Source organism: Rhodococcus sp. USK10, assembly GCF_019378875.1.
GTDB lineage: Bacteria > Actinomycetota > Actinomycetes > Mycobacteriales > Mycobacteriaceae > Rhodococcus_F > Rhodococcus_F pseudokoreensis.
Genome location: NZ_CP076048.1, coordinates 1,204,737 through 1,224,223, shown reverse-complemented (window position 1 = coordinate 1,224,223; position 19,487 = coordinate 1,204,737). Strand labels below are relative to the sequence as shown.

Below are 19,487 nucleotides of genomic sequence, written 5' to 3'. Positions count from 1 at the left end.
TCCGCTGTCGGCGAGGCGCCGGAGTTCGTCTGTGACGCCCCGCTCGCCGGCCGTGCGGGTGCACCGCGCCATTCGATAGCCCTCGAGCCGCTTGACCGCCCCGCCATCGGCGGGAAGCCGTACTGGCTGCGGAGCTTCGACTGGTTTCGCGGAGTTGACCTGTTCAGCGCCCGGGGCTTCGCCGGCAGTGGCATATTCCTGATATGCCCAGGTACAAGGTCACGCTGCGCAACGGCACGTCGAGCGACAGAACCTTCGAATCAGACTTCCAGGCCGTGAACGAGACGCACCGGCCCACCGAGCCCGGGGCGGGCATCGTCAAGATCGATTGCTACGAGGACGGCGGGGGAGTGGCCGGCGTCTGGGCTGCGCCGGCCACGAGCCGCCCCACCTGCTAGCCGGTCAGATGCCGTCTCGCGAGGCCGTCGATCCGCGGCGATCGAGTTCGGCCTCGAATTCAGCGATCCGGCTGGTGACGGTGCGCACCGTTCCGCAGCCGTAATCGTTCGCGATCGACTCGCCGAGCAGTGCTCGCTGCTCGCCGAGAAGCGCGAGCAGTTCGTCGTCGCCGAGCTCCGTCACGTCGCGGGACACCCTTCGATCGTCCCAGGCGCAGTCTGCGATTCCAATGCCTGACAGAAATTCTCACCGGACGCGCCGAACCCCGCCGGGCCACGTGGGTGTGTTGAGTCAGCACCGAAGATGTGAGCAGGGCGGGGCCGTGCGCCGCCCCTGAATGGGGGGAACGAGGCGGCAAATTCCATGGTAGGCGCACGAAAGGGCGCTTGGCGAGATCCTCAGGAGAGTTTCAGGAATCAGACATTCCGACCGGAACGTTTCCGTCGGGCCGAGGCGGCTCCTACCGGTTGCGGGTGCCCGGACCCACCGTGTCGTAGGCCTCCGCGAGGAGCGAGGTCAGGGTGTCGTCGAGTTGATCGTCGGAGGTGATCGTCAACCGGTGCGTGATCACCGTCTTGGTGGTGGGAAACGCCTCGCGCAACTGCGGGTGATGGACGCGCCGGCGCAGGTCGAGCGCGATCTCGAGTCGCGACGAGTAGATGAACGCGGCAGCGAAGACGCGGGCACGCGCCCACGCGATCTCGGTCCGGTGGACGCGCTCGTCCACCTCGCCGCACGCCAGAACGAGGTCACGGAACTGCAGCAGGCGCTCGGTGGCGTCCGGGTCCTTGCCTGCCAGGTACTCGTCGATCGCGGCACTCATGGGACGCTCCTTTACATCGCCTGCAACGTTAGTTGATACAAATAGCGGCGTGCATCGAACCTCCCGTCCCGCCGGCGCGCGCGCCGCAGGCCTGCTTCTCGGCTTCGCCGCAGACCGCGCGTTCGCCGATCCCGCCCGATGGCATCCCGTGGCCGGATTCGGCCGCACGGCAATGGCATTGGAGAAGGCGACATACCGCGACCGCCGGTCGGCCGGAATCGTGCACGTCGCCGTCCTCGTCGGTGGAGCGGCGGGTCTGGGGTCGCCGCGGCCCGGGTGGCGCGGCGCGGGGGATGGGCGGGCGAGACGGCCGCGACCGCCGTCGCGACGTGGGCGGTCCTCGGCGGAACGTCCCTGGGACGGACCGGCTCGAGCATGGCCGCGCACCTGGGGGCAGACGACCTCGCCTCCGCCCGCGCCCTGCTGCCGTCGCTGTGCGGTCGCGACCCCAGCGTGCTCGGCGTCGACGGGCTCACCCGGGCGACACTGGAGTCGGTGGCCGAGAACACGTCCGATTCCGCGGTCGGGGCGTTCCTGTGGGGCGCGGTGGCCGGGATCCCCGGACTGTTCGTCTACCGGGCGTCCAACACCCTGGACGCGATGGTCGGCTACCGCTCGCCGAAGCACCGCAACTTCGGCTGGGCCGCGGCGCGGTGGGACGACCTTCTCAACCTGCTGCCCGCCCGACTGACGGGCGCGCTGTCCGTCGTGGTCGCGCCGACGGTCGGTGGGTCGCCGAAGGAGGCATGGGAGGCGTGGCGGTGCGACGCGTCCCAGCACCCCAGCCCCAATGCCGGTGTCGCGGAGGCCAGCGCCGCGGGCGCTCTCGGGATCTCGCTGGGCGGGCGCACCGAATACGCGCACGGCGTCGAGATGCGACCTGTGCTCGGATCCGGGCCGTCACCCCGGCCCGTCGACCTCGACCGTGCGGTGCGGCTGTCGACCGCGGTGCAGGGTGGTGCGGCGCTGGTGTCAGCGACCCTTGCCGTAGCGATCGGCCAGTTTCGCTTCCGCCGCCGTCCTCGGCGCTGATTCCACCGGCTTGCTCCGCGCGAACGGCTTCTTCCGAGCCACGGGCGCGGGAGCAGGAGCGGCGTCGTCGGCAGCCTTCGCGGACTTCTCCTTGCGGCGTTCGCGCCACTCCGCGCGGATGAAGTAGGCCAGGCCGAGCGGGGCCATGATGCCGAACGCCAGCCACTGCAAGCCGTACGACAGGTACGGGCCCGCGTCGAGTTGCGGGAGCGGAATGGTGCCCAGACCACCCGCCTGATCGGGTTCGAGTTGCACGTACGCATTGACCAGATCCGTGCCGATGAAACCGCCGATCTGGCCTGCGTCGATGTAGTACACCTGCCGCAGCCCGTTCTCGTCGATCGGTTCTTTGCCCGCGATGGTGCCCTCGGACTTGCGGACCCGACCGTCGAGCGTGACCGGCCCGGCAGGCGGCGGATCCACCGGCGGCGCCTCGGTGCCCTGGATCGGGCGCACGTAGCCGCGGTTGACCAGGATCGTGCGACCGTCGGTCAGCTGCAGCGGGGTCAAGACCTCGTACGCGGGCTGCGACTCGATGGACCGCAACCGGACCAGCAGATCACTGTTCTGCACGTACGATCCGGTCGCGGTGACGCGGCGCCACTCGTCGTCCGGATTCGCCGCGGCGCCCGACAGCAGGGTCTCCAGGGGGACGGGCTCGGCGTCGACCGAGTCGGCGATCAGCTGGTTCCGGTGCTCCGTCGACGTGTTCTTGCCGAGCTGCCACGGCGCGAGCACGTAGAAACACATGAAGGCGAATCCGGCGACCACCAAGGCCAACACCAACCAGCCGGGTCGCAACAGAAATCTCAGCCTTCGCACGCCTCCACGGTAGCCGCTCGCAGGTCGGGACCCTGATCGTGGGTTACCGGCTGCGCACCCAGTCGAGCAGCCCGGGCACCGCGGCCTCGATCTGGAGGCGGACCCGCTCGAAGTCCTCGAGGTCCCCGTAGAACGGGTCGGGAACGGACGACGTGTCCGCGTCCGGGTCGAAACTGCGCAGCAGCCGGCGGCGCTCGTCGGGCACGCCCATGTGGGCAAGCTCACGGTCGTGGTTGGCCGCGAGAGCGACCACCAGATCGGCGCCGAGGTGGAACGGCCCGACCTCCGCGGCCGTGTGGCCGGTCGGGTAGCCGTTCAGCTTCAGGGTTTCGTTGGTGCGGATGTCGGCCTCGCGGCCGACGTGCCAGCCGTGGGTCCCGGCGCTGCTCACCATCACCCGATCGTCGAGGGCTTCCCGCCGGAGGTGCTCGGCGAAGATCTTCTCGGCCATGGGGGAGCGGCAGATGTTGCCGGTACACACGAACGTCACGTGCAGCGGGGTGTCAGGCCGCGTCATCGAGCAGCTTCCCGAGGTCGGCGACGGTCTGCGCTGTTGTGTGCGCGCGCTCGGCCTCGGTGGGGAACCCGTAACCCCACTCGACGAACACCGCGGGGATGCCCCAGTGCGCGGCCCCGAGGACGTCGTGGTCGCGGTCGCCGATCATCAGGACGTCGGCGGTGGAGCCCTTGGTGGCGGTGACTCCGAGGTTGTGCAGCGAGTGGGCGATCACGTCGGACTTGGCGCGGCGACTGCCGTCGTCGCTGGCTCCGCCGATGAACTCGAAGTAGTGCGCGAGTTCGAAGTGTTCGAGGATGCGGATCGCGAACCGCTCGGACTTCGATGTGGCGACGGCGAGCCTGCGGCCGCTGTCGCGGGCGGCAACGAGCACCTTCTCGATGCCGTCGAAGACGGCGTTCTCGGCCCATCCCACGCGGTCGTAGCGTTCGAAGTAGGCGGCGATCGCCTGCTGCACGAGGTCTTCGTCCAGTCCCATCGACCGGAACGTGTCGATCATCGGCGGGCCGATGACGGCGTCGATCATCTCGTCGGTCGGTTCCGGCTGACCGATCGTCGCGAGCGCATGGCGGAAGCCGGCGTGAATGCCGGGCGCGGAGTCGGTGAGTGTGCCGTCGAGGTCGAACAGCACGATCGGTGCCGACAGGGCAGTAGGGACGGCGGACGCGGAGGTGGAGAGAGATGTCACCGGACCATTGTCCCTTAGGCTCGACAATCGTGGACATTCGTGCCGGTAGCCGGGAGAGCCTGCGTCACCACGGAGACGTGGATGCGGGGCCCGGACTCCTCGATTTCGCAGTCAACGTGCAGGGCGACGGGCCACCGGACTGGCTGCGCCTCCGCCTCGCCGACGCGCTGGCGCACCTGGGCACGTACCCCACGGTCGCGGCCGATCTCGCGGCCCGGACCGCGGTGGCGTCCCGGCACGGCCGGGACCCCGAGGAGGTGCTGCTGCTCGCCGGGGGCGCCGAGGGGTTCTCGCTGCTCCCGCGGCTCGGGATCCGGGAGGCCGCGCTGATCCACCCGTCGTTCACCGAACCCGAGTGGGCGCTGCGGGAGGCGCAGGTGCCGGTCACGCAGGTGCTGCTCGACGACCCGTACGTCCTCGACTCGGCGACGGTCCCGGAATCCGCCGATCTCGTCGTGATCGGCAACCCGACCAACCCGACGTCGGTGCTGCACCCCGCCGAGGCGATCCTGCGGTTGCGCCGGCCGGGCCGGATCGTCGTCGTCGACGAGGCGTTCATCGACGCGGTCCCGGACGAACGCGAGTCGCTGGCCGGCCGCGCACTGCCCGACGTGCTGGTGCTCCGCAGCCTCACCAAGACGTGGGCGCTGGCCGGACTGCGCTGCGGGTACGCCCTCGGGGCCCCCGAGATCCTCGAACGACTGCAGGTGGGACGTGCGCACTGGCCGGTGGGCAGCCTGCAGGTGGAGGCGATCGCCGCGTGCAGCGAACCGCACGCCGTCGCCGCAGCCCGCGACCACGCCGTCGTGCTGGGTGAGTGGCGCGAAGACATGATCCGGCGGCTGACCGGGATCGGGGTCGCCGTGCACCGCCCTGCGGTCGCGCCGTTCCTGCTGCTCCGCCTGCCGGACGGCGAACTGATGCGCAAGCATCTGCGTGAACGGGGCATCGCCGTGCGGCGCTGCGACACGTTCCCCGGACTCGGACCCGACTTCCTCCGCGTCGCGGTGCGCCCCGCGGAGCAGACCGATGCGCTCGTCGACGCGATGAAGGAGATCCTGTGAACCCGGTGCGTCTCGCCGACGTGATCGCGACCCTGGACGCGGCCTACCCGCCCGCCCTCGCCGAGTCGTGGGACTCCGTCGGACTCGTGTGCGGCGACCCCGACGACACGGTGGCGACGGTGTCGGTCGCGGTCGATCCGACCGCCGCGGTGGTCGACGAGGCGATCGCGGCCGGCGCCGACCTGCTCCTCGTCCACCACCCGCTGCTGCTCCGCGGAGTCGACACCGTCGGCGCCCACACCCCGAAGGGTGCGCTCGTCCACAAGCTGATCAAGGCCGGCTGCGCCCTGTTCACCGCGCATACCAACGCCGATTCCGCAGACCCCGGCGTCTCCGACGCACTGGCGGCGGCGCTCGGGCTGACCGTCACCGGGCCGATCGAGCCGCAACCCACCGAGAACCTCGACAAATGGGTGGTCCTCGTCCCCTCAGGTGACGCCGACACCGTCCGCCGCGCGCTGTTCGACGCCGGCGCCGGACAGATCGGCAACTACCGCGACTGCAGTTGGTCCGTCACCGGGCAGGGCCAGTTCCTCCCGACCGACGGCGCGAATCCGGCACTCGGAGCCGTCGGCGCGCTAGAACGGGTCGAGGAGAGCCGGGTGGAGGTGATCGCGCCACGCGGCCTCCGGCCGAAGGTGCTCGCCGCCATGCGCGCCGCCCACCCGTACGAGGAGGTCGCGTTCGACGTGTTCGAGACGGCGACGTTCCCCGGCCCCCGCGGGCTCGGACGCGTCGGCGAGCTACCCGAACCGCTGTCGCTGCGGGACTTCACCGACCGGGTGGCGGACGCGCTGCCCGCCACCACGTGGGGTGTGCGGGCCGCGGGCGACCCCGAAGCCACGATCCGCACCGTCGCCGTGTGCGGTGGCTCGGGCGACTCGTTCCTCGACGACGTCGCACGCCTCGGCGTGGACGCGTACGTGACCGCGGACCTGCGGCACCACCCCGCCGACGAGCACCTGCGCGCCGGCGGTCCGGCCCTGATCGACGTCGCGCACTGGGCGAGCGAGCAACCGTGGTGCGACCAGGCCAAGGGCGTGCTCGACACCGCGTTCGCGCACACACCGCAGTGGCAGGTGCGGGTGTCCGCGGTGCGCACCGATCCGTGGTCGGTCAGCGCGCCGTCGTCGTAGCGCCGTCCGGCCGAAACCCGTGATGCGCCGGGGTACGGTTGACACCCAGCAATCTGCCGCAGAAGAACCCTTCACAGAAGACAGCAGGAGTTACCACGCGTGAACGTCGAACCACAGGTGCAGTCCAAGCTTCTCGACCTCGCCGGCGTCGATGCGGAGCTGTCGAGGATCGCCCACCGACGCACCGCGCTTCCGGAGCGTCAGGAAGTCGAGCGGCTCGAGGCGGAGCGCGTCACCCGTAAGGACGCGGCCGTGGCCGTGGAGATCATCCTCGACGACCTCGACCGCGACATCCGCAAGCTCGAAGGCGAGGTCGACGCCGTCCGCCAGCGTGAGGACCGCGACCGCACACTGCTCGAGAGCGGAACGGTCGGATCGAAGCAGCTCACCGAACTCGAACACGAACTCGGCAGCCTCGTCCGCCGTCAGGGACTGCTCGAGGACGAATTGCTCGAGGTGATGGAACGGCGTGAGGCGTCGCAGTCCGACCACGACCACGCCGGTGCGCAGCTGTCACAGATCGAGGAAGACCTCATCGACGCGTCCCGCCGCCGCGACGATGCCGTCGCCGACCTGGATGCCGCGGAGCAGCGTTGCACCCGGGACCGCGCGGCACTCGCCGACCAGTTCCCCGCCGACCTGATGACCGTCTACGAGAAGCAGCGCAGCCAGAACGGCGTCGGTGCGGCACTGCTGCAGGCCCGCCGCTGCGGTGCGTGCCGCATCGAACTCGACCGCGGCGAGATTTCCCGCATCACCGGCACCGCACCCGACGTCGTCGTGCGCTGCTCCGAATGCGGCGCGATCCTGGTGCGCACCAAGGAGTCGGGTCTGTGAGTGTCGGTCGCGTCGTCGTCGAGGCCGACGGTGGGTCGCGCGGCAATCCCGGACCCGCGGGCTACGGCACCGTGGTGTTTGCCGCCGCCGACGGCGCCGTCCTCGCCGAGCGCAAGGACAGCCTCGGCACCGTCACGAACAACGTCGCCGAATACCGGGGCCTGATCGCCGGGCTCGAGGCCGCCGCCGAACTCGGTGCGTCCGGGGTGGACGTGCGGATGGACTCCAAGCTGGTGGTCGAGCAGATGTCCGGGCGCTGGAAGGTCAAACACCCGGACATGATTCCGCTGCAGCGCCGGGCGTCGGAACTCGCCCGGCAGTTCGGTTCCGTGACGTACACCTGGATTCCGCGGGCCGAGAACGCGCACGCCGACCGCCTCGCCAACGAGGCCATGGACGGTGCCGCCGGTACCGTTGCCGAACCGGAACCGGCCGCCGCGGCGTCGGACAAGGCCACCCCGGCGGCGCCGGGCTGGATGGACACCACGGGCGCCCCGACCCGGATGCTGCTGCTCCGGCACGGGCAGACCGCGCTGTCCGTCGACCGGCGGTACTCGGGTCGCGGGAACCCGGCGCTCACCGAGATCGGGCAGGCCCAGGCGAACGGCGCGGCCTCCCGCTTCGCGGGCAACGACGGCATCGCGGCAGTGGTGTCGTCCCCGCTGGGGCGCGCGCAGCAGACCGCGGCGGCCGCGGCGAAGGTGCTCGGGCTCCCGGTCACCGTGCACGAGGGCCTCACCGAAACCGACTTCGGCGAGTGGGAGGGCCTCACGTTCAGGGAGGCCGCCGACCGCGACCCCGAACTGCACCGCAAGTGGTTGTCGGACACGTCGGTGCGACCGCCGGCGGGGGAGAGCTTCGACGAGGTCCGGGAGCGGATCGTGAAGGTCCGCGACGACCTCACCGCCTCCTACGGCGGCTCCACCATCCTCGTCGTCACGCACGTGACCCCGATCAAGACGCTGCTGCAACTGGCGCTCGACGCGGGACCGTCGCTGCTGTACCGGCTGCACCTGGATCTGGCGTCGCTGAGCATCGCCGAGTTCTACCCCGACGGCGGCTCGTCCGTCCGCCTGGTCAACGACACCTCCCACCTGTGAGTACTTCTTAACCGCCGGCGGTTAAGAAGTACTCACAGGCCCAGAGGGCAACGACCGCCGCGAACAGGGTCAGCGGCGTGGTCACCAGCGCGAGAATCGTGAAGGTCCGCAGATCCGCGGGCGATCCGGCTCGCGCGGCGACCCGCCGCCACAGCATGATCGCCAGCGACCCCACGTAGGTGAGGTTGGGGCCGAGATTCACCCCGAGCAGCATCGCCAGGACAAGGGCGGTCGGGGGGTGGGGCCCGAGCGCCGCCAGCAGGAGCAGGGTCGCGGGGAGGTTGTTCACCAGATTCGCGGCGACCGCTGCGACGACGGCCATCGTGAGCAGCGCCGCGAACGATGTGTCCGTCGGCAGCCGTGAGCCGATCCAGTCCCCGATCGGGCCGTTCGCGACGCCGGCGACGACGACGCCGAGGACCAGGACGAACGCGCAGAACCACACGTCGACCGCATACAGGATGCGGCCGAAATCGGTGCGGCCGTCGCGGAGTGCGACGACGCCCAGCACGATCGCCCCGGCCGCCGCCACCCACGCAGGCGCGATCCCCACGAAGCCGGATACCGCGAAACCGGCGAGTGTCGCCGCGATGATCGACAGTGCGACGGTCGGTGCGGGTGGATCGCGGGCCGGTTCCGGTTCGGCGTCGGTCTGAACCAGATGGCGCCGGAAGAACATCCGGAACAGGATCAGTTCGACGACGATCGCCACCGCCCAGGGCAGCGCCATGACAACGGTGAAATGCAGGAAAGTCAACCCGGTCGCCGAGAACGCGATGAGGTTGGTGAGATTGGAGACGGGGAGGAGCGTCGACGCAGTGTTCGACAGGTGAGCGCTGGCGTACGAATGCGGTCGCGGATCCATCCGCAACGAGCGGGCCGTCGCGATCACCGCCGGCGTCAACAGCACCACCGTCGCGTCGAGACTCAGCACCGCGGTCGTGAGTGCCGCGGCCCCGAACACGAGCGTCAGCAACCTCTTCGGGTCGCCCCGTGCCCCGCGCCGCAGCCTGGCCGCGATCCAGGTGAACACACCCATCGCGTCCGCGAGGTGCGCGAGGACGAGGATCGCCGCGAGAAACCCGACGGTCGGGGCCATCTCGGTCACTTCGTCCCTGGCCTGCGCCGGCGTCACCAGGCCGGTGGCCAGGACGACGACCGCGGCCGGTGCGGCCGCGACGATCTCGGGTAGCCGGCGAGGCCGGACGACCGCGAAGACGAGGACTGCGGCGACGAGCGCCACTGCCAGAACTGTCACCGACGGGTCACTTCAGGAGCTTGTGGAGGGTGCGCAGGTTCCGGGTAGTGGTGAAGGCCTTGAGTTTGGGAGTGCCGGTGCTCTTGCCGAATTTGCTCTTCAGCGTCATGCCGCGTTCGACCTCCCAGTACAGGACGCCGTTCCCGGCCTGCACGCGTTCGACCTCCGGGTCCAGGTCGTCCCGGATCCGCAGCAGCGTGTCCAGGACCTCGGGGTCGGGAGTCACCAGCACGTACGGATGCCACCCTTCCCGCTCGGGGTCGAACGGGTAGTCCTCGACGATCTTCCGGATCGTGTCGAGGTCGAGGACGAAAACCCAGGCTTCGTAGTGGAAGTCGGCGCTCAGGGCGGATTCGATCTCACTCTTCAGCGCGGGGACGTCGTCGCGGTCGGAATCGAAGAGCACGTTGCCCGAGGCGAGGACGGTCTTCACGTTCTCGAATCCCAGCTCGGCGAAGGTGCTGCGGAGGTCGGCCATCTTGATGTTGATGCCGCCCACGTTGATACCGCGCAGGAGGGCGGCGTATCGGGTCATGCTCAGACCATAGTGCGGCGGCATGACACGTTCGCACGAACTGTAGGCTGATCGGGCGGACGAGTTGGCCGGGCGACCGCGGCACGGGGAACCAGCACATCAGTGCGCAGGCCCCGAGTCGAGGAAAGTCCGGACTCCACAGAGCAGGGCGGTTGTTAACGGCAACCCGAGGTGACTCGCGGGACAGTGCCACAGAAAACAGACCGCCGACGCCACATCCTCCGGGGTGTGGTGTCGGTCAGGGTGAAACGGTGCGGTAAGAGCGCACCAGCACCCCGGGTGACCGGGGTGGCTAGGTAAACCCCGCCCGGAGCAAGGTTGAAGGCCGCATCGGATCCTCCGGGACCCGGTGCGGCTGCGCAGGTGTTCGAGGGCTGCTCGCCCGAGCCTGCGGGTGAACCGCTCGAGGTACCCGGCGACGGTGTGCCCAGATGGATGGTCGCCACCCGGCGCTTCGGCGCCGGGGACAGGATCCGGCTTACACGCCAACTCGTCCGCCTCATTCTTGCGTCTGCGGGATCCGTCGCGTGCGGCTGGACGCCTGGTCACGGCCCTGACTGGCGAGTAACAAACAGACCGGTTAGTGTTTTTCCCGCATCGGCCCGACTGACCCGAATCGGGGTCGATGCCGGGGCCCGTCGTCCACGTCCGTGGACGATGGGGCCCCTCGCCGACTACATCGAGAACGATAGATGTTACTCACCATAGCGGTAACATCTGCCCATGGACTTGCCTCACGACATCGCCGGTTCCGGCCCCACCCTCGTACTAGTGCACGGGGTGGTGCATCGCAGGCAGGCCTGGAACGTCCTCCTCGACCAGCTGACGCCCTATCGGCGGGTGGTCACCGTCGACCTTCCCGGACACGGCGAATCGGCGGCACTCGAAGACGGCGCGGACACGATGGACCAACTGGTCGAGGAACTGAGCGGGTTCGTCCGCTCGGTGACTCCCGCCGGGGAACGGCCACACGTCGCCGGGAACTCGCTCGGCGGCTGGCTCTCGCTCGCCCTCGCGGCCCGCGGCGAGGTCGCCTCGGCCACGGCACTCTCACCGGCAGGCTTCTTCGTCAATCACGCCGATCAGGCCCGCACCATCTACACGTTCCGCGCGCTGCGCGGAGTCACCCGGGCGCTGGGCCCGAACACTCCGAAGGCGTTGCGATACAGGGCCGTCCGCTATCCGTCCCTCGCCGCCTTCTTCGCGCGGCCCAGCCGGGTGCGCTACGAGGACGCCGTGATCGACGCGCAGTCGCTGGCCACGAACGCCCTGGTCGACAAGGGGCTTACGGCCTCGTTCGACCTCCCGCCGGTCGTCGACGCGTCGGTACCGGTCACCGTGGCGTGGGGGCGGCGGGACCTGATTCTGCCGGTCTACCAGGCGCGACGGGTGCGCAGAGTGTTCCCGCAGGCGCGGATTCTGATCCTGCCCGGCATCGGGCACGTCCCGATGACCGACGACCCGAACCTGATCAGCACGATCCTGCTCGGCGGCAGCGCGGCGTGTTCCAGCGACTCCCCGAACTGACCGGCGCTACCGCGCCTCGGTGATAAATCGGCGCTATCGCGCCTCGGCCACGACAACGGCGCCGAAACCGAAGAGGACGGTTCCGGTGATCCGGTCGAGGACTTTCCGTACCGACGGCTTCTCCAGCGTGGTGCGCGCGCGGGTCAGCAGGATGCTGTACGCGCCGAGCCAGACGATCCCGAGTAGCCCGTGCACCAGCACGAGCAGGGCCAGGCTCGGGGCGGTCGGCCAGCCGGGCGGGACGAGTTGCGGGAGCAGGCCGGTGTAGAACACCGCGATCTTGGGGTTCAGGAGGTTGGTCAGGAACCCGGCCCGCCAACTCGACCCCGAAGACGGAACCGGCGCCGGCGCGGTCCGGGCGGCGCGGGGCCGCGTCCGGCTGCGCCAGAGGGTGGAGAGTCCCAGATACACCAGGTACATCCCGCCGACGATCTTCACGACGGTGTACGCCTCCGCGGAGGCGGCGAGCACCGCACCGAGCCCGACGACGGTCAGCGCGCCCCACACCATCAATCCGGCGACGACGCCGAACGTGGCCCGCAGCGCGGCGCTGCGCCCGCCCGACAGTCCGGCGCGGGTCACCACCGCCATGTCCGGACCGGGAATCACGGTCAGAAGCCCGAGCACCGCGAACGCTGTCAACACCACACCGATCATCGGCCCAGTATGTCGGGTGTGGTCAGCGCAGTGAAATCCACACCTGGGACTTGCCGAGCACGGTGTGCCCGTCGAACGTCACCGTCAGGTCGATCCTCGCGGTGCCCGCGGATTCGTCGACCTCCGCGGCCTTCGCGACGACTTCGACCACCGCACCCTGGTCCGGATCCACGATCACCGGCTTGGTGAAGCGCGCGCGGTACCCGGTGACCAGCGCAGGATCGCCGAGCCAGTCGACGACGCACTGCGTCGCCAGTCCCAGCGTGAGCATGCCGTGCGCCAGCACACCGGGCAGGCCCACCGCGTCGGCGACGTCGTCCCGGTAGTGAATGGAGTTGAAGTCACCCGACGCCCCGGCATAGCGGACCAGGGATTCCCGGGTCACGTGATACCGGGCTTTGGCGACGGTGTCGCCGAGCAGGATTCGTCGCGGGGACGTCATTCCTCCCCCCTGACGAACAGCGTCGACGTCATCGTGCTCACGTGATCGCCTGTGGCGTCACGGATCTCGATGTCGGCGACGAGCAGGGTGTGCGGACCGCGCGAGGTCACGTGCGTGACGGTGAGGACGGCGGAGAGTTCGTCGCCCGCGACGACGGGGCGGTGGGACGTGGCGTGCTCGGTGCTGTGCACCAGGTTGACCGGCTCGATTCCCGACGTCGGATCGGCGACCAGTTGCGAGAGTGCGCGTTCCTGCACGATGACGGGAAACGTGGGCGGGGCAACGAGATCGGCGTGACCGGCGGCTCGGGCGATGTCCACGTCGAACGACGTGGGGTTGGTGGCGAAGACGGCGCGGGCGAATTCCCTGATCTTCTCGCGGCCGACGAGGTAGGGCTCGGTCGGTGGGTAGACACGACCCTCGATCTCCGGATTCACTCCCATCACGTCAGCCTAGAGACGTGCGGTCCGCCGGGCAGGGCGAAGCGTCACGAATGTGTTGCGGGCGTGCCTGCCCTGATAACCCGAAACCCCCGCATGCGACGAAACCCCCGCCGGAGGTGTCCGGCGGGGGTTTCGGGGTATCGACTGATCGACAACCGTCAGACGGGATCGACCATCAGCAGTTGGGCCCAGTAGGAGGCGCCTTCGGCACCGAGGTAGGGAAGTAGCTGATCAAAAATGATCGTCGACATGCTCGCTCCATTCTCTGTTCGGGCACTGCGCACGGGAAGAACGAGCCATCGGCACCGCACTGACCGGCGCCGGGGACCGTATCACCGGACAGGACTCCGAGGGTAACAGTCTGGGCGTGATCCACAACCCCACACGTCCCACCGGTGCCACACTGAGGGCATGACTGACGAAGATCACCTCTGGTACTACAACGTCGAGGACGGCACCGTCACGCAGGGGAAGGCGGCGTCGTCGATGACGCGGATGGGCCCGTATCCCGACCGCGCGGCGGCGGAGAAGGCGCTGCAGATCGCGGCGGAACGGAACAAGGCGGCGGACCGGGCCGACGAGGAGTGGAACAACTAACGTTACGGGAAGGGTGTGCGTGAGGTGCCGATGAGTCGTTTCGTTGCGCGCGGAATCGATTTCGGCACCGTGCGCACCGAGTTCCACCTGCCGGACGGGTATCCGCCCGCCGCGCTCGCGCAGGCGCGGACGGCGTCCGACCGGTTCGCGTCCGGACGGCAGGACCGCACCGATCTGGCGTTCGTCACCATCGATCCGCCCGATTCGATGGATCTCGATCAGGCGTTGCACCTCGAGCGGACCGCCGACGGATTCGTCCTGCACTACGCGATCGCGGACGTCGGCGCCGTCGTGGAGCCCGGTGGGGTGCTCGACGTGGAGACCCGCAAACGCGGGCAGACGTTCTACCTCCCGGACGGCAAGGTGCCGCTGCATCCCAAGGAACTCTCGGAGGGATCGGCGAGCCTTCTGCCGGGGGTGGACCGCCCGGCGGTGGTGTGGCGGATCGAACTCGACGAGTCGGCCGAGCCGCTGTCCTGCACCGTGTCGCGGGCGAAGGTGCGGTCCGTGGCCCGACTCGAATACGCCGGTGTGCAGGCCGATGCGGAAGCGGGACGACTGCATCCGTCCATTGCGCCGCTGCCCGAGTTCGGCAGGCTCCGCACGGCGGCGGCGGTGGCGCGCGGCGCGATCGAACTCCGGCTCCCCGAGCAGGAGGTGGTGCCGGACGGCGACAGCTGGCGCGTCGACCTCGCGCCCCGCACCGAGGCCGACGACTGGAACGCCGAGGTCTCGCTGCTGACCGGAATGTGTGCGGCCGCCATGATGCTCGACGCGAAGATCGGGTTGCTCCGCACCCTGCCGCCTGCCGGGCCGGACGCGGTCGGGGCGCTGCGGCGCACGGCGGCGGCACTGGGGGTCGACTGGCCCGAGAGCGTCGGTGTCGGTGCACTCCTGTCGCGGCTCGACCCGAATTCGGCGTCGACGCTCGTGCTGATGACCGAGGCGCCGTCGCTGCTGAGGGGCGCCGATTACGCAGCGTTCGACGGCACCCTGCCGGAACTGACCTCGCACGCCGCCATCGGCGCCCCCTACGCACACGTGACCGCGCCGCTGCGCCGGCTCTCGGACCGGTACTCCACGGAGGTGTGCCTGGCCGTGTCCGCCGGAACGCCGGTGCCGTCCTGGGCGCGGGACGCCCTGGGATCGATGCCCGAGATCATGGGCGGCTCGGATTCCCTCGCGAGCAAGATCGACCGGGCCTGCATCGACCTCACGGAGGCGACCGTGCTCTCCGACCGGGTGGGGGAGACGTTCGACGCGACCGTGCTGAGGTCGCGGAACGGCAAACGCACCGCGGACGTGTTCGTCCCGTCGGTGTCCGTGATGGCCAAATGCGTGGGCGACCCTGCCGAGGGCGAGCAGGTGAAGATCAGGCTCGTCTCCGCGGACGTCGATAAGCGGACCGTCGAATTCGGTTATCCCGCATAGCGCGTCAGGTACGGAACCGGTCCGTCGCCTCGACCAGGTGGTGGACGATGCCCGGCTCCATCGCGGAGTGCCCCGCGTCGTCGACGATCTCGAGCCGGGAACCCGGCCAGGCCCGGTGCAGCGCCCACGCGCTGGTCGCCGGGCACACCACGTCGTAGCGGCCCTGCACGATCACGCCCGGAATGCCGTCGAGCGCGGCGGCGTCCCGCAGCAACTGGCCTTCGTCCAGGAACCCACGGTGGTGGAAGTAGTGGTTCTCGATGCGGGCGAAGGCCAGCGCGAACCGCGGCTGGGACGTCTCCACCACCCGTTCCGGTTTGGGGAGCAGCGAACTCGTCGCGCCCTCCCACGTGGACCACGCGACCGCGGCCCGCGTCGCGACGTCGGCATCGTCGGAGTGCAGGAGCCGGTGATACGCCTCGACGAGATCGCCGCCGCGCTCCGGCTCCGGCACCGGCGCCAGGAATTCCTCCCACAATTCGGGGAACAGGTGCCCGGCACCGCCGTTGTAGTACCAGTCGATCTCGCTGCGGCGCAGCAGGAAGATGCCGCGCAGCACCAGTTCGGTGACCCGGCGGGGATGCTTCTGGGCATAGGCGAGCGCCAGGGTGGAACCCCACGACCCGCCGAAGACCTGCCACCGGTCGATGCCGAGGTGCTCGCGCAGCATCTCGATGTCGCCGAGGAGGCAGCCGGTGGTGTTGACCGACAGATCGGCCCCGTCGGCGACGTGGGGTGTGGAACGCCCGCATCCGCGCTGATCGAGCAGCACGATCCGGTACACCTGCGGGTCGAAGAACTGGCGTTGCGCGGGGTCGGTGCCACCGCCGGGCCCGCCGTGGAGGAATACCACCGGCTTCCCGTCGGGGTTGCCGCTCTGCTCCCAGTACATCTGCTGACCGTCGCCGACGTCGAGGTGCCCGAACTGGTACGGCTCGAGCGGCGGGTACGGAGTGCGCAACTGGCTCACGTCGGCCTCAGAATCCGATCAGGCCGGATGCCAGATCGGGGACCTCCAGCGCGGTGATCGCCTGCTGCCGGATGTCGGGGCAGGCGGCCGTCGTGATGACGTCGATCCGGGCCCGGTCCTGGAGGAAGTCGAGCGCATTGAGGTTGTTCTTCGCGATCCACGTGCCGACCAGGCCGTTCAACCCGGTCTTCCCGATCGTCGGGGTGTAGGTGCGCCAGCTCTGCAACTGACCCTCGAGGTCGGTGCACAACTGGGCGGCCTGGGCCTCGGTGACCCCGCCCGGCACCAGGGCGGTGCCGGGAACCACGGTGGTCGCCGGTGGGGGCGCCGTGGTGCCGGGCGCGGGGGCCGGGCTCTGTCCGGCGCACCCCGTGACCAGCGCCGCGGCCGCCACCGTCCCGGCCGCGGTGACGGCCAGGCGGTGACGACGTCCGAAGCCGTGCACGCGTCGCTGTCCCATGAACATCCCCCTCGAGTGTGTGCCGGCCCGGTGAGTCGAGGACGACCTAGAAGCTGTGCTCTTCCGCCGGAAACGCTCCGGTGCGCACTTCGGCCGCGTATGCGGCGGCCGCGTTGCGCAACTCGTCACCGACGTTACCGAAGCGCTTGACGAACTTCGCCGTCTTGCCGCTGGTGTAGCCGGCCATGTCCTGCCACACGAGGACCTGGGCGTCGCATTCGGCGCCCGCGCCGATGCCCACGGTGGGGATGGTGAGCTTGCGGGTGACCTGGCCCGCGATCTCGGCGGGCACCATCTCCATCACGACGGAGAATGCGCCGGCCTCCTGCACGGCGATCGCGTCGGCGACCAGTTGCTCGGAGGCGTCGCCGCGGCCCTGCACGCGGAAACCGCCGAGCGAGTTGACGCTCTGCGGGGTGAACCCGACGTGGGCCATGACGGGGATGCCCGCCGCGGTGATGGCGGCGATCTGCGGAGCGACGCGCTCGCCGCCCTCGAGCTTGACCGCGTGGGCCAGCCCTTCCTTCATGAACCGGGTCGCGGACGCGAGGGCCTGCTCCGGGGAGCTTTCGTAGCTGCCGAACGGCAGGTCCGCGACGACGAGGGCGTGCGGCGCACCGCGGACGACGCCGCGAACGAGGGGAAGCAGTTCGTCGATCGTGACCGGGACGGTGGTCTCGTATCCGTAGACGACGTTGGCGGCCGAGTCGCCGACGAGCAGGACCGGGATTCCGGCCTCTTCGAAGATGCGGGCGCTGGAGTAGTCGTATGCGGTGAGCATCGACCAGCGTTCGCCCTCGGCCTTCATGGCCTGCAGGTGGTGGATCCGAGTCTTGCGCTTGGGAACGTCGTGCGATGGTGCTGATCCGTAGAGCCGATCTTCTGACGTGCTCGCGGACGACTTGCTATCGGACATCGTTGTCCCTTTCTGGCCTCGAGGCCCTTGACGGGTCCCCGGGTGCGGGTGATGACGCCTACAGTCTGCCACCGGCGGGCGGGGGAGCGAAGGGGTCGCGCGGGTGCAATGGGTCACACCTGCTGTCCGGTCTCTGACCTGCGGGAAGACCCTTCGGCGCGGAAGCCCTGGCACGATCGTCCTATGTCGAAGAGTGCTCGGGTACCGGCCGCGTTCGCGGGGTGCATCGCCGTCGTCCTTGTCGTCGCAGGCTGTGCGGGGGGCGGACAGGGCACCGGTGAGGCCGTCGCCGAACCGTCGGCGGCCGAGGCCGCTCCGGCCGGACCGATCCCAGCCGGGCTCGAGGAGTACTACACGCAGCAGGTGCAGTGGGGCTCGTGCGACGGGTTCAGCACGGACGGGTCCCCGCTCGGGGACACGCTCGACTGCGCCGAGGTGACGGTGCCGAACGACTACGCGAATCCGGGCGGAGCCACCGCGCAGATCGCGGTCTCCCGGTCGAAGGCGACCGGCGACAAGATCGGATCGCTGCTCGTGAACCCGGGCGGCCCCGGGGCGTCGGGTATCGGGCTGGCGTCCGTGGCCGACGGCACGGCCATCGCCGAGCGGTTCGACGTCATCGGTTTCGATCCGCGCGGCATCGGCGCGTCCACCCCGCAGGTGACCTGCCTGACGCCGGCGGAAGCGGACGCGAGGCGCAAGGACGACGACGTCGACATGAGTCCCGCCGGAATCGCGCGGACCGAGGCCGAGAACCGCGACTACGCGGACAAGTGCGCGCAGCGGACCGGTGTGGACGTCCTCGCCCACGTCGGCACGAACGACGTGGTGCGCGACATGGACGTCATCCGGGCGGTGCTCGGCGACGAGAAGCTGAACTACCTCGGCTACTCGTACGGCACCCGGCTCGGCTCCACGTACGCGGAGACTTTCCCCGGCAACGTGCGTGCGATGGTCCTCGACGGCGCCCTCGACCCGGAACAGGACCCGACGCAGGAAGTGATCTTGCAGGCCGCCGGATTCCAGTCCGCGTTCGACGCGTTCGCCGCGGAGTGCATGCAGCAGAAGGACTGCCCGCTCGGCACCGATCCCGCGCGGGCGAACGCGAGGTTCCGGGCGCTCGTCGACCCGCTGATCGGCAAACCCGCCGCGACCACCGACCCGCGCGGCCTCAGCTATACCGACGCGATCACCGGCGTCCAGCAGGCGCTGTACTCGCCGAACCTCTGGGGCCCGCTCCGCGGCGGGCTGGCGAGCCTGCAGACGGGGACGGGTGATTCGCTGCTGATGCTGGCGGACCTGTACGAGGGGCGCGCCGACGACGGCACGTATTCCAACCTCAACGACGCGTTCAATTCCATCCGCTGCATGGACGATCCGCCCGTCACCGATCGTGCGGTCGTCGGGGAGGCAGATGTGCGGTACCGCCAGGCGGCGCCGTTCCTCGACGACGGTCGCGGCACCGGCAACGCGCCGCTGGACGTGTGCGCGTTCTGGCCCGCGCCGAACACGGGCGCGCCGCATACCGTGTCCGCTCCGGGAATCCCGCCGGTCGTCGTCGTGTCGACGACCGAGGACCCGGCGACCCCGTACCAGGCGGGCGTGGATCTGGCGAAGCAGATGAACGGCTCGCTCGTCACGTACCGGGGCACGCAGCACACCGTCGTCCTCGACGGCGAGGCGTGCGTCGACGACGCCGTCACGGACTATCTCGTCGACCTCGCGGCGCCGCCCGCGGACCTGACGTGCTGACCCGCGCCTGTGACGGGATCGCCCGAGGTGCCCGCACGCTGGCCCGATGCGGAATCCGGAACAGTCGAATCAACGAAGTAA

General features: G+C 69.8%; 22 protein-coding genes, 1 other RNA gene and 1 pseudogene. 11 read left to right on the top strand and 13 right to left on the bottom strand.

The window, feature by feature from the left end; translation table 11 throughout:
• Window positions 1–203: 203 nt before the first annotated feature.
• Window positions 204–398: a hypothetical protein gene (locus I1A62_RS12570; protein ID WP_219458814.1), complete on the top strand. Its 195-nt coding sequence runs from the start codon at window positions 204–206 to the stop codon at window positions 396–398.
• A 4-nt stretch (window positions 399–402) separates the two neighbouring features.
• On the opposite strand, the gene I1A62_RS12565 is transcribed toward I1A62_RS12570, so the two are convergent.
• Both I1A62_RS12565 and I1A62_RS12560 read right to left on the bottom strand, forming a co-directional pair.
• On the bottom strand, window positions 403–594 hold the full coding sequence (locus I1A62_RS12565; protein ID WP_124389885.1) for a hypothetical protein: 192 nt from the start codon (window positions 592–594) through the stop codon (window positions 403–405).
• A 265-nt stretch (window positions 595–859) separates the two neighbouring features.
• The gene (locus I1A62_RS12560; protein ID WP_160099427.1) at window positions 860–1,222 is read right to left on the bottom strand and encodes a DUF5655 domain-containing protein; all 363 of its coding nucleotides are present in this window, start codon (window positions 1,220–1,222) and stop codon (window positions 860–862) included.
• Window positions 1,223–1,271: 49 nt separating this feature from the next.
• Between I1A62_RS12560 and I1A62_RS12555 the strand changes: the two are divergent.
• A pseudogene (locus I1A62_RS12555) lies at window positions 1,272–2,254 on the top strand (cobalamin biosynthesis protein).
• On the opposite strand, the gene I1A62_RS12550 reads toward I1A62_RS12555, so the two are convergent.
• The 3 genes from I1A62_RS12550 to I1A62_RS12540 are packed head-to-tail and all read right to left on the bottom strand — an operon-like array spanning window position 2,195 to window position 4,281.
• Window positions 2,195–3,076, bottom strand: coding sequence for an SURF1 family protein (locus I1A62_RS12550; RefSeq protein ID WP_192581719.1), 882 nt, complete (start codon window positions 3,074–3,076; stop codon window positions 2,195–2,197). The pseudogene I1A62_RS12555 and the gene I1A62_RS12550 overlap by 60 nt on opposite strands.
• 43 nt (window positions 3,077–3,119) lie before the next feature.
• Window positions 3,120–3,593 carry a low molecular weight protein-tyrosine-phosphatase gene (locus tag I1A62_RS12545; protein WP_112299508.1) on the bottom strand — a complete coding sequence of 158 codons (474 nt, stop codon included), beginning with the start codon at window positions 3,591–3,593 and terminating at the stop codon, window positions 3,120–3,122.
• Window positions 3,580–4,281: an HAD hydrolase-like protein gene (locus tag I1A62_RS12540; RefSeq protein WP_219458813.1), complete on the bottom strand. Its 702-nt coding sequence runs from the start codon at window positions 4,279–4,281 to the stop codon at window positions 3,580–3,582. The genes I1A62_RS12545 and I1A62_RS12540 overlap by 14 nt, the downstream gene beginning before the upstream one ends.
• Between I1A62_RS12540 and cobC the strand changes: the two genes are divergently transcribed.
• The 4 genes from cobC (at window position 4,275) to I1A62_RS12520 (ending at window position 8,418) form a co-directional block, all read left to right on the top strand.
• Window positions 4,275–5,345, top strand: a complete 1,071-nt coding sequence (gene cobC, locus I1A62_RS12535; RefSeq protein WP_124389889.1) for an Rv2231c family pyridoxal phosphate-dependent protein CobC — start codon at window positions 4,275–4,277, stop codon at window positions 5,343–5,345. The genes I1A62_RS12540 and cobC overlap by 7 nt on opposite strands.
• Window positions 5,342–6,481, top strand: a complete 1,140-nt coding sequence (locus I1A62_RS12530) for a Nif3-like dinuclear metal center hexameric protein (RefSeq protein WP_124389890.1) — start codon at window positions 5,342–5,344, stop codon at window positions 6,479–6,481. Before cobC ends, I1A62_RS12530 begins: the two co-directional genes overlap by 4 nt.
• Before the next feature lie 99 nt (window positions 6,482–6,580).
• Window positions 6,581–7,318: a zinc ribbon domain-containing protein gene (locus I1A62_RS12525; RefSeq protein ID WP_219458812.1), complete on the top strand. Its 738-nt coding sequence runs from the start codon at window positions 6,581–6,583 to the stop codon at window positions 7,316–7,318.
• On the top strand, window positions 7,315–8,418 hold the full coding sequence (locus I1A62_RS12520) for a bifunctional RNase H/acid phosphatase (protein WP_219458811.1): 1,104 nt from the start codon (window positions 7,315–7,317) through the stop codon (window positions 8,416–8,418). The genes I1A62_RS12525 and I1A62_RS12520 overlap by 4 nt, the downstream gene beginning before the upstream one ends.
• A 7-nt stretch (window positions 8,419–8,425) precedes the next feature.
• Here the strand turns inward: I1A62_RS12520 and I1A62_RS12515 are convergent, their stop codons facing one another.
• Together I1A62_RS12515 and I1A62_RS12510 are read right to left on the bottom strand one after the other, a co-directional pair.
• Window positions 8,426–9,676, bottom strand: a complete 1,251-nt coding sequence (locus I1A62_RS12515; RefSeq protein WP_124389893.1) for an SLC13 family permease — start codon at window positions 9,674–9,676, stop codon at window positions 8,426–8,428.
• Between the two features lie 7 nt (window positions 9,677–9,683).
• Entirely contained in the window at window positions 9,684–10,211 is a 528-nt protein-coding gene (locus tag I1A62_RS12510) for a DUF1697 domain-containing protein (RefSeq protein ID WP_219458810.1), read from the bottom strand.
• A 60-nt stretch (window positions 10,212–10,271) separates the two neighbouring features.
• On the opposite strand from I1A62_RS12510, the gene rnpB reads away from it, so the two are divergent.
• Window positions 10,272–10,708: RNase P RNA component class A (gene rnpB / locus I1A62_RS12505), an RNA gene on the top strand.
• 226 nt (window positions 10,709–10,934) lie between these two features.
• Window positions 10,935–11,738 carry an alpha/beta fold hydrolase gene (locus I1A62_RS12500; protein WP_219458809.1) on the top strand — a complete coding sequence of 268 codons (804 nt, stop codon included), beginning with the start codon at window positions 10,935–10,937 and terminating at the stop codon, window positions 11,736–11,738.
• A gap of 33 nt (window positions 11,739–11,771) precedes the next feature.
• Here the strand turns inward: I1A62_RS12500 and I1A62_RS12495 are convergent, their stop codons facing one another.
• The 3 genes from I1A62_RS12495 to I1A62_RS12485 are packed head-to-tail and all read right to left on the bottom strand — an operon-like array spanning window position 11,772 to window position 13,280.
• A complete protein-coding gene (locus I1A62_RS12495; RefSeq protein WP_219458808.1) occupies window positions 11,772–12,395 on the bottom strand; it encodes a LysE family translocator in 624 nt (207 codons plus the stop codon).
• A 22-nt stretch (window positions 12,396–12,417) separates the two neighbouring features.
• Window positions 12,418–12,837: a MaoC/PaaZ C-terminal domain-containing protein gene (locus I1A62_RS12490; RefSeq protein WP_124389897.1), complete on the bottom strand. Its 420-nt coding sequence runs from the start codon at window positions 12,835–12,837 to the stop codon at window positions 12,418–12,420.
• Entirely contained in the window at window positions 12,834–13,280 is a 447-nt protein-coding gene (locus I1A62_RS12485; RefSeq protein WP_219458807.1) for a MaoC family dehydratase N-terminal domain-containing protein, read from the bottom strand. Before I1A62_RS12485 ends, I1A62_RS12490 begins: the two co-directional genes overlap by 4 nt.
• A 411-nt stretch (window positions 13,281–13,691) precedes the next feature.
• On the opposite strand from I1A62_RS12485, the gene I1A62_RS12475 reads away from it, so the two are divergent.
• Window positions 13,692–13,877, top strand: a complete 186-nt coding sequence (locus tag I1A62_RS12475; RefSeq protein WP_087562169.1) for a hypothetical protein — start codon at window positions 13,692–13,694, stop codon at window positions 13,875–13,877.
• A gap of 30 nt (window positions 13,878–13,907) precedes the next feature.
• Window positions 13,908–15,308, top strand: coding sequence for an RNB domain-containing ribonuclease (locus I1A62_RS12470; RefSeq protein WP_219458806.1), 1,401 nt, complete (start codon window positions 13,908–13,910; stop codon window positions 15,306–15,308).
• Between the two features lie 4 nt (window positions 15,309–15,312).
• On the opposite strand, the gene pip is transcribed toward I1A62_RS12470, so the two are convergent.
• The 3 genes from pip to panB are packed head-to-tail and all read right to left on the bottom strand — an operon-like array spanning window position 15,313 to window position 17,654.
• Window positions 15,313–16,278 (bottom strand): prolyl aminopeptidase, encoded by a 966-nt coding sequence (gene pip, locus I1A62_RS12465; protein WP_219458805.1) that lies wholly within the window; start codon window positions 16,276–16,278, stop codon window positions 15,313–15,315.
• 7 nt (window positions 16,279–16,285) lie between these two features.
• On the bottom strand, window positions 16,286–16,744 hold the full coding sequence (locus I1A62_RS12460) for a hypothetical protein (RefSeq protein ID WP_219458804.1): 459 nt from the start codon (window positions 16,742–16,744) through the stop codon (window positions 16,286–16,288).
• Window positions 16,745–16,784: 40 nt separating this feature from the next.
• Window positions 16,785–17,654 (bottom strand): 3-methyl-2-oxobutanoate hydroxymethyltransferase, encoded by an 870-nt coding sequence (gene panB, locus I1A62_RS12455; RefSeq protein ID WP_124389902.1) that lies wholly within the window; start codon window positions 17,652–17,654, stop codon window positions 16,785–16,787.
• Window positions 17,655–17,837: 183 nt separating this feature from the next.
• Between panB and I1A62_RS12450 the strand changes: the two genes are divergently transcribed.
• The gene (locus tag I1A62_RS12450) at window positions 17,838–19,406 is read left to right on the top strand and encodes an alpha/beta hydrolase (protein WP_219458803.1); all 1,569 of its coding nucleotides are present in this window, start codon (window positions 17,838–17,840) and stop codon (window positions 19,404–19,406) included.
• The last annotated feature ends 81 nt before the right edge of the window (window positions 19,407–19,487 follow it).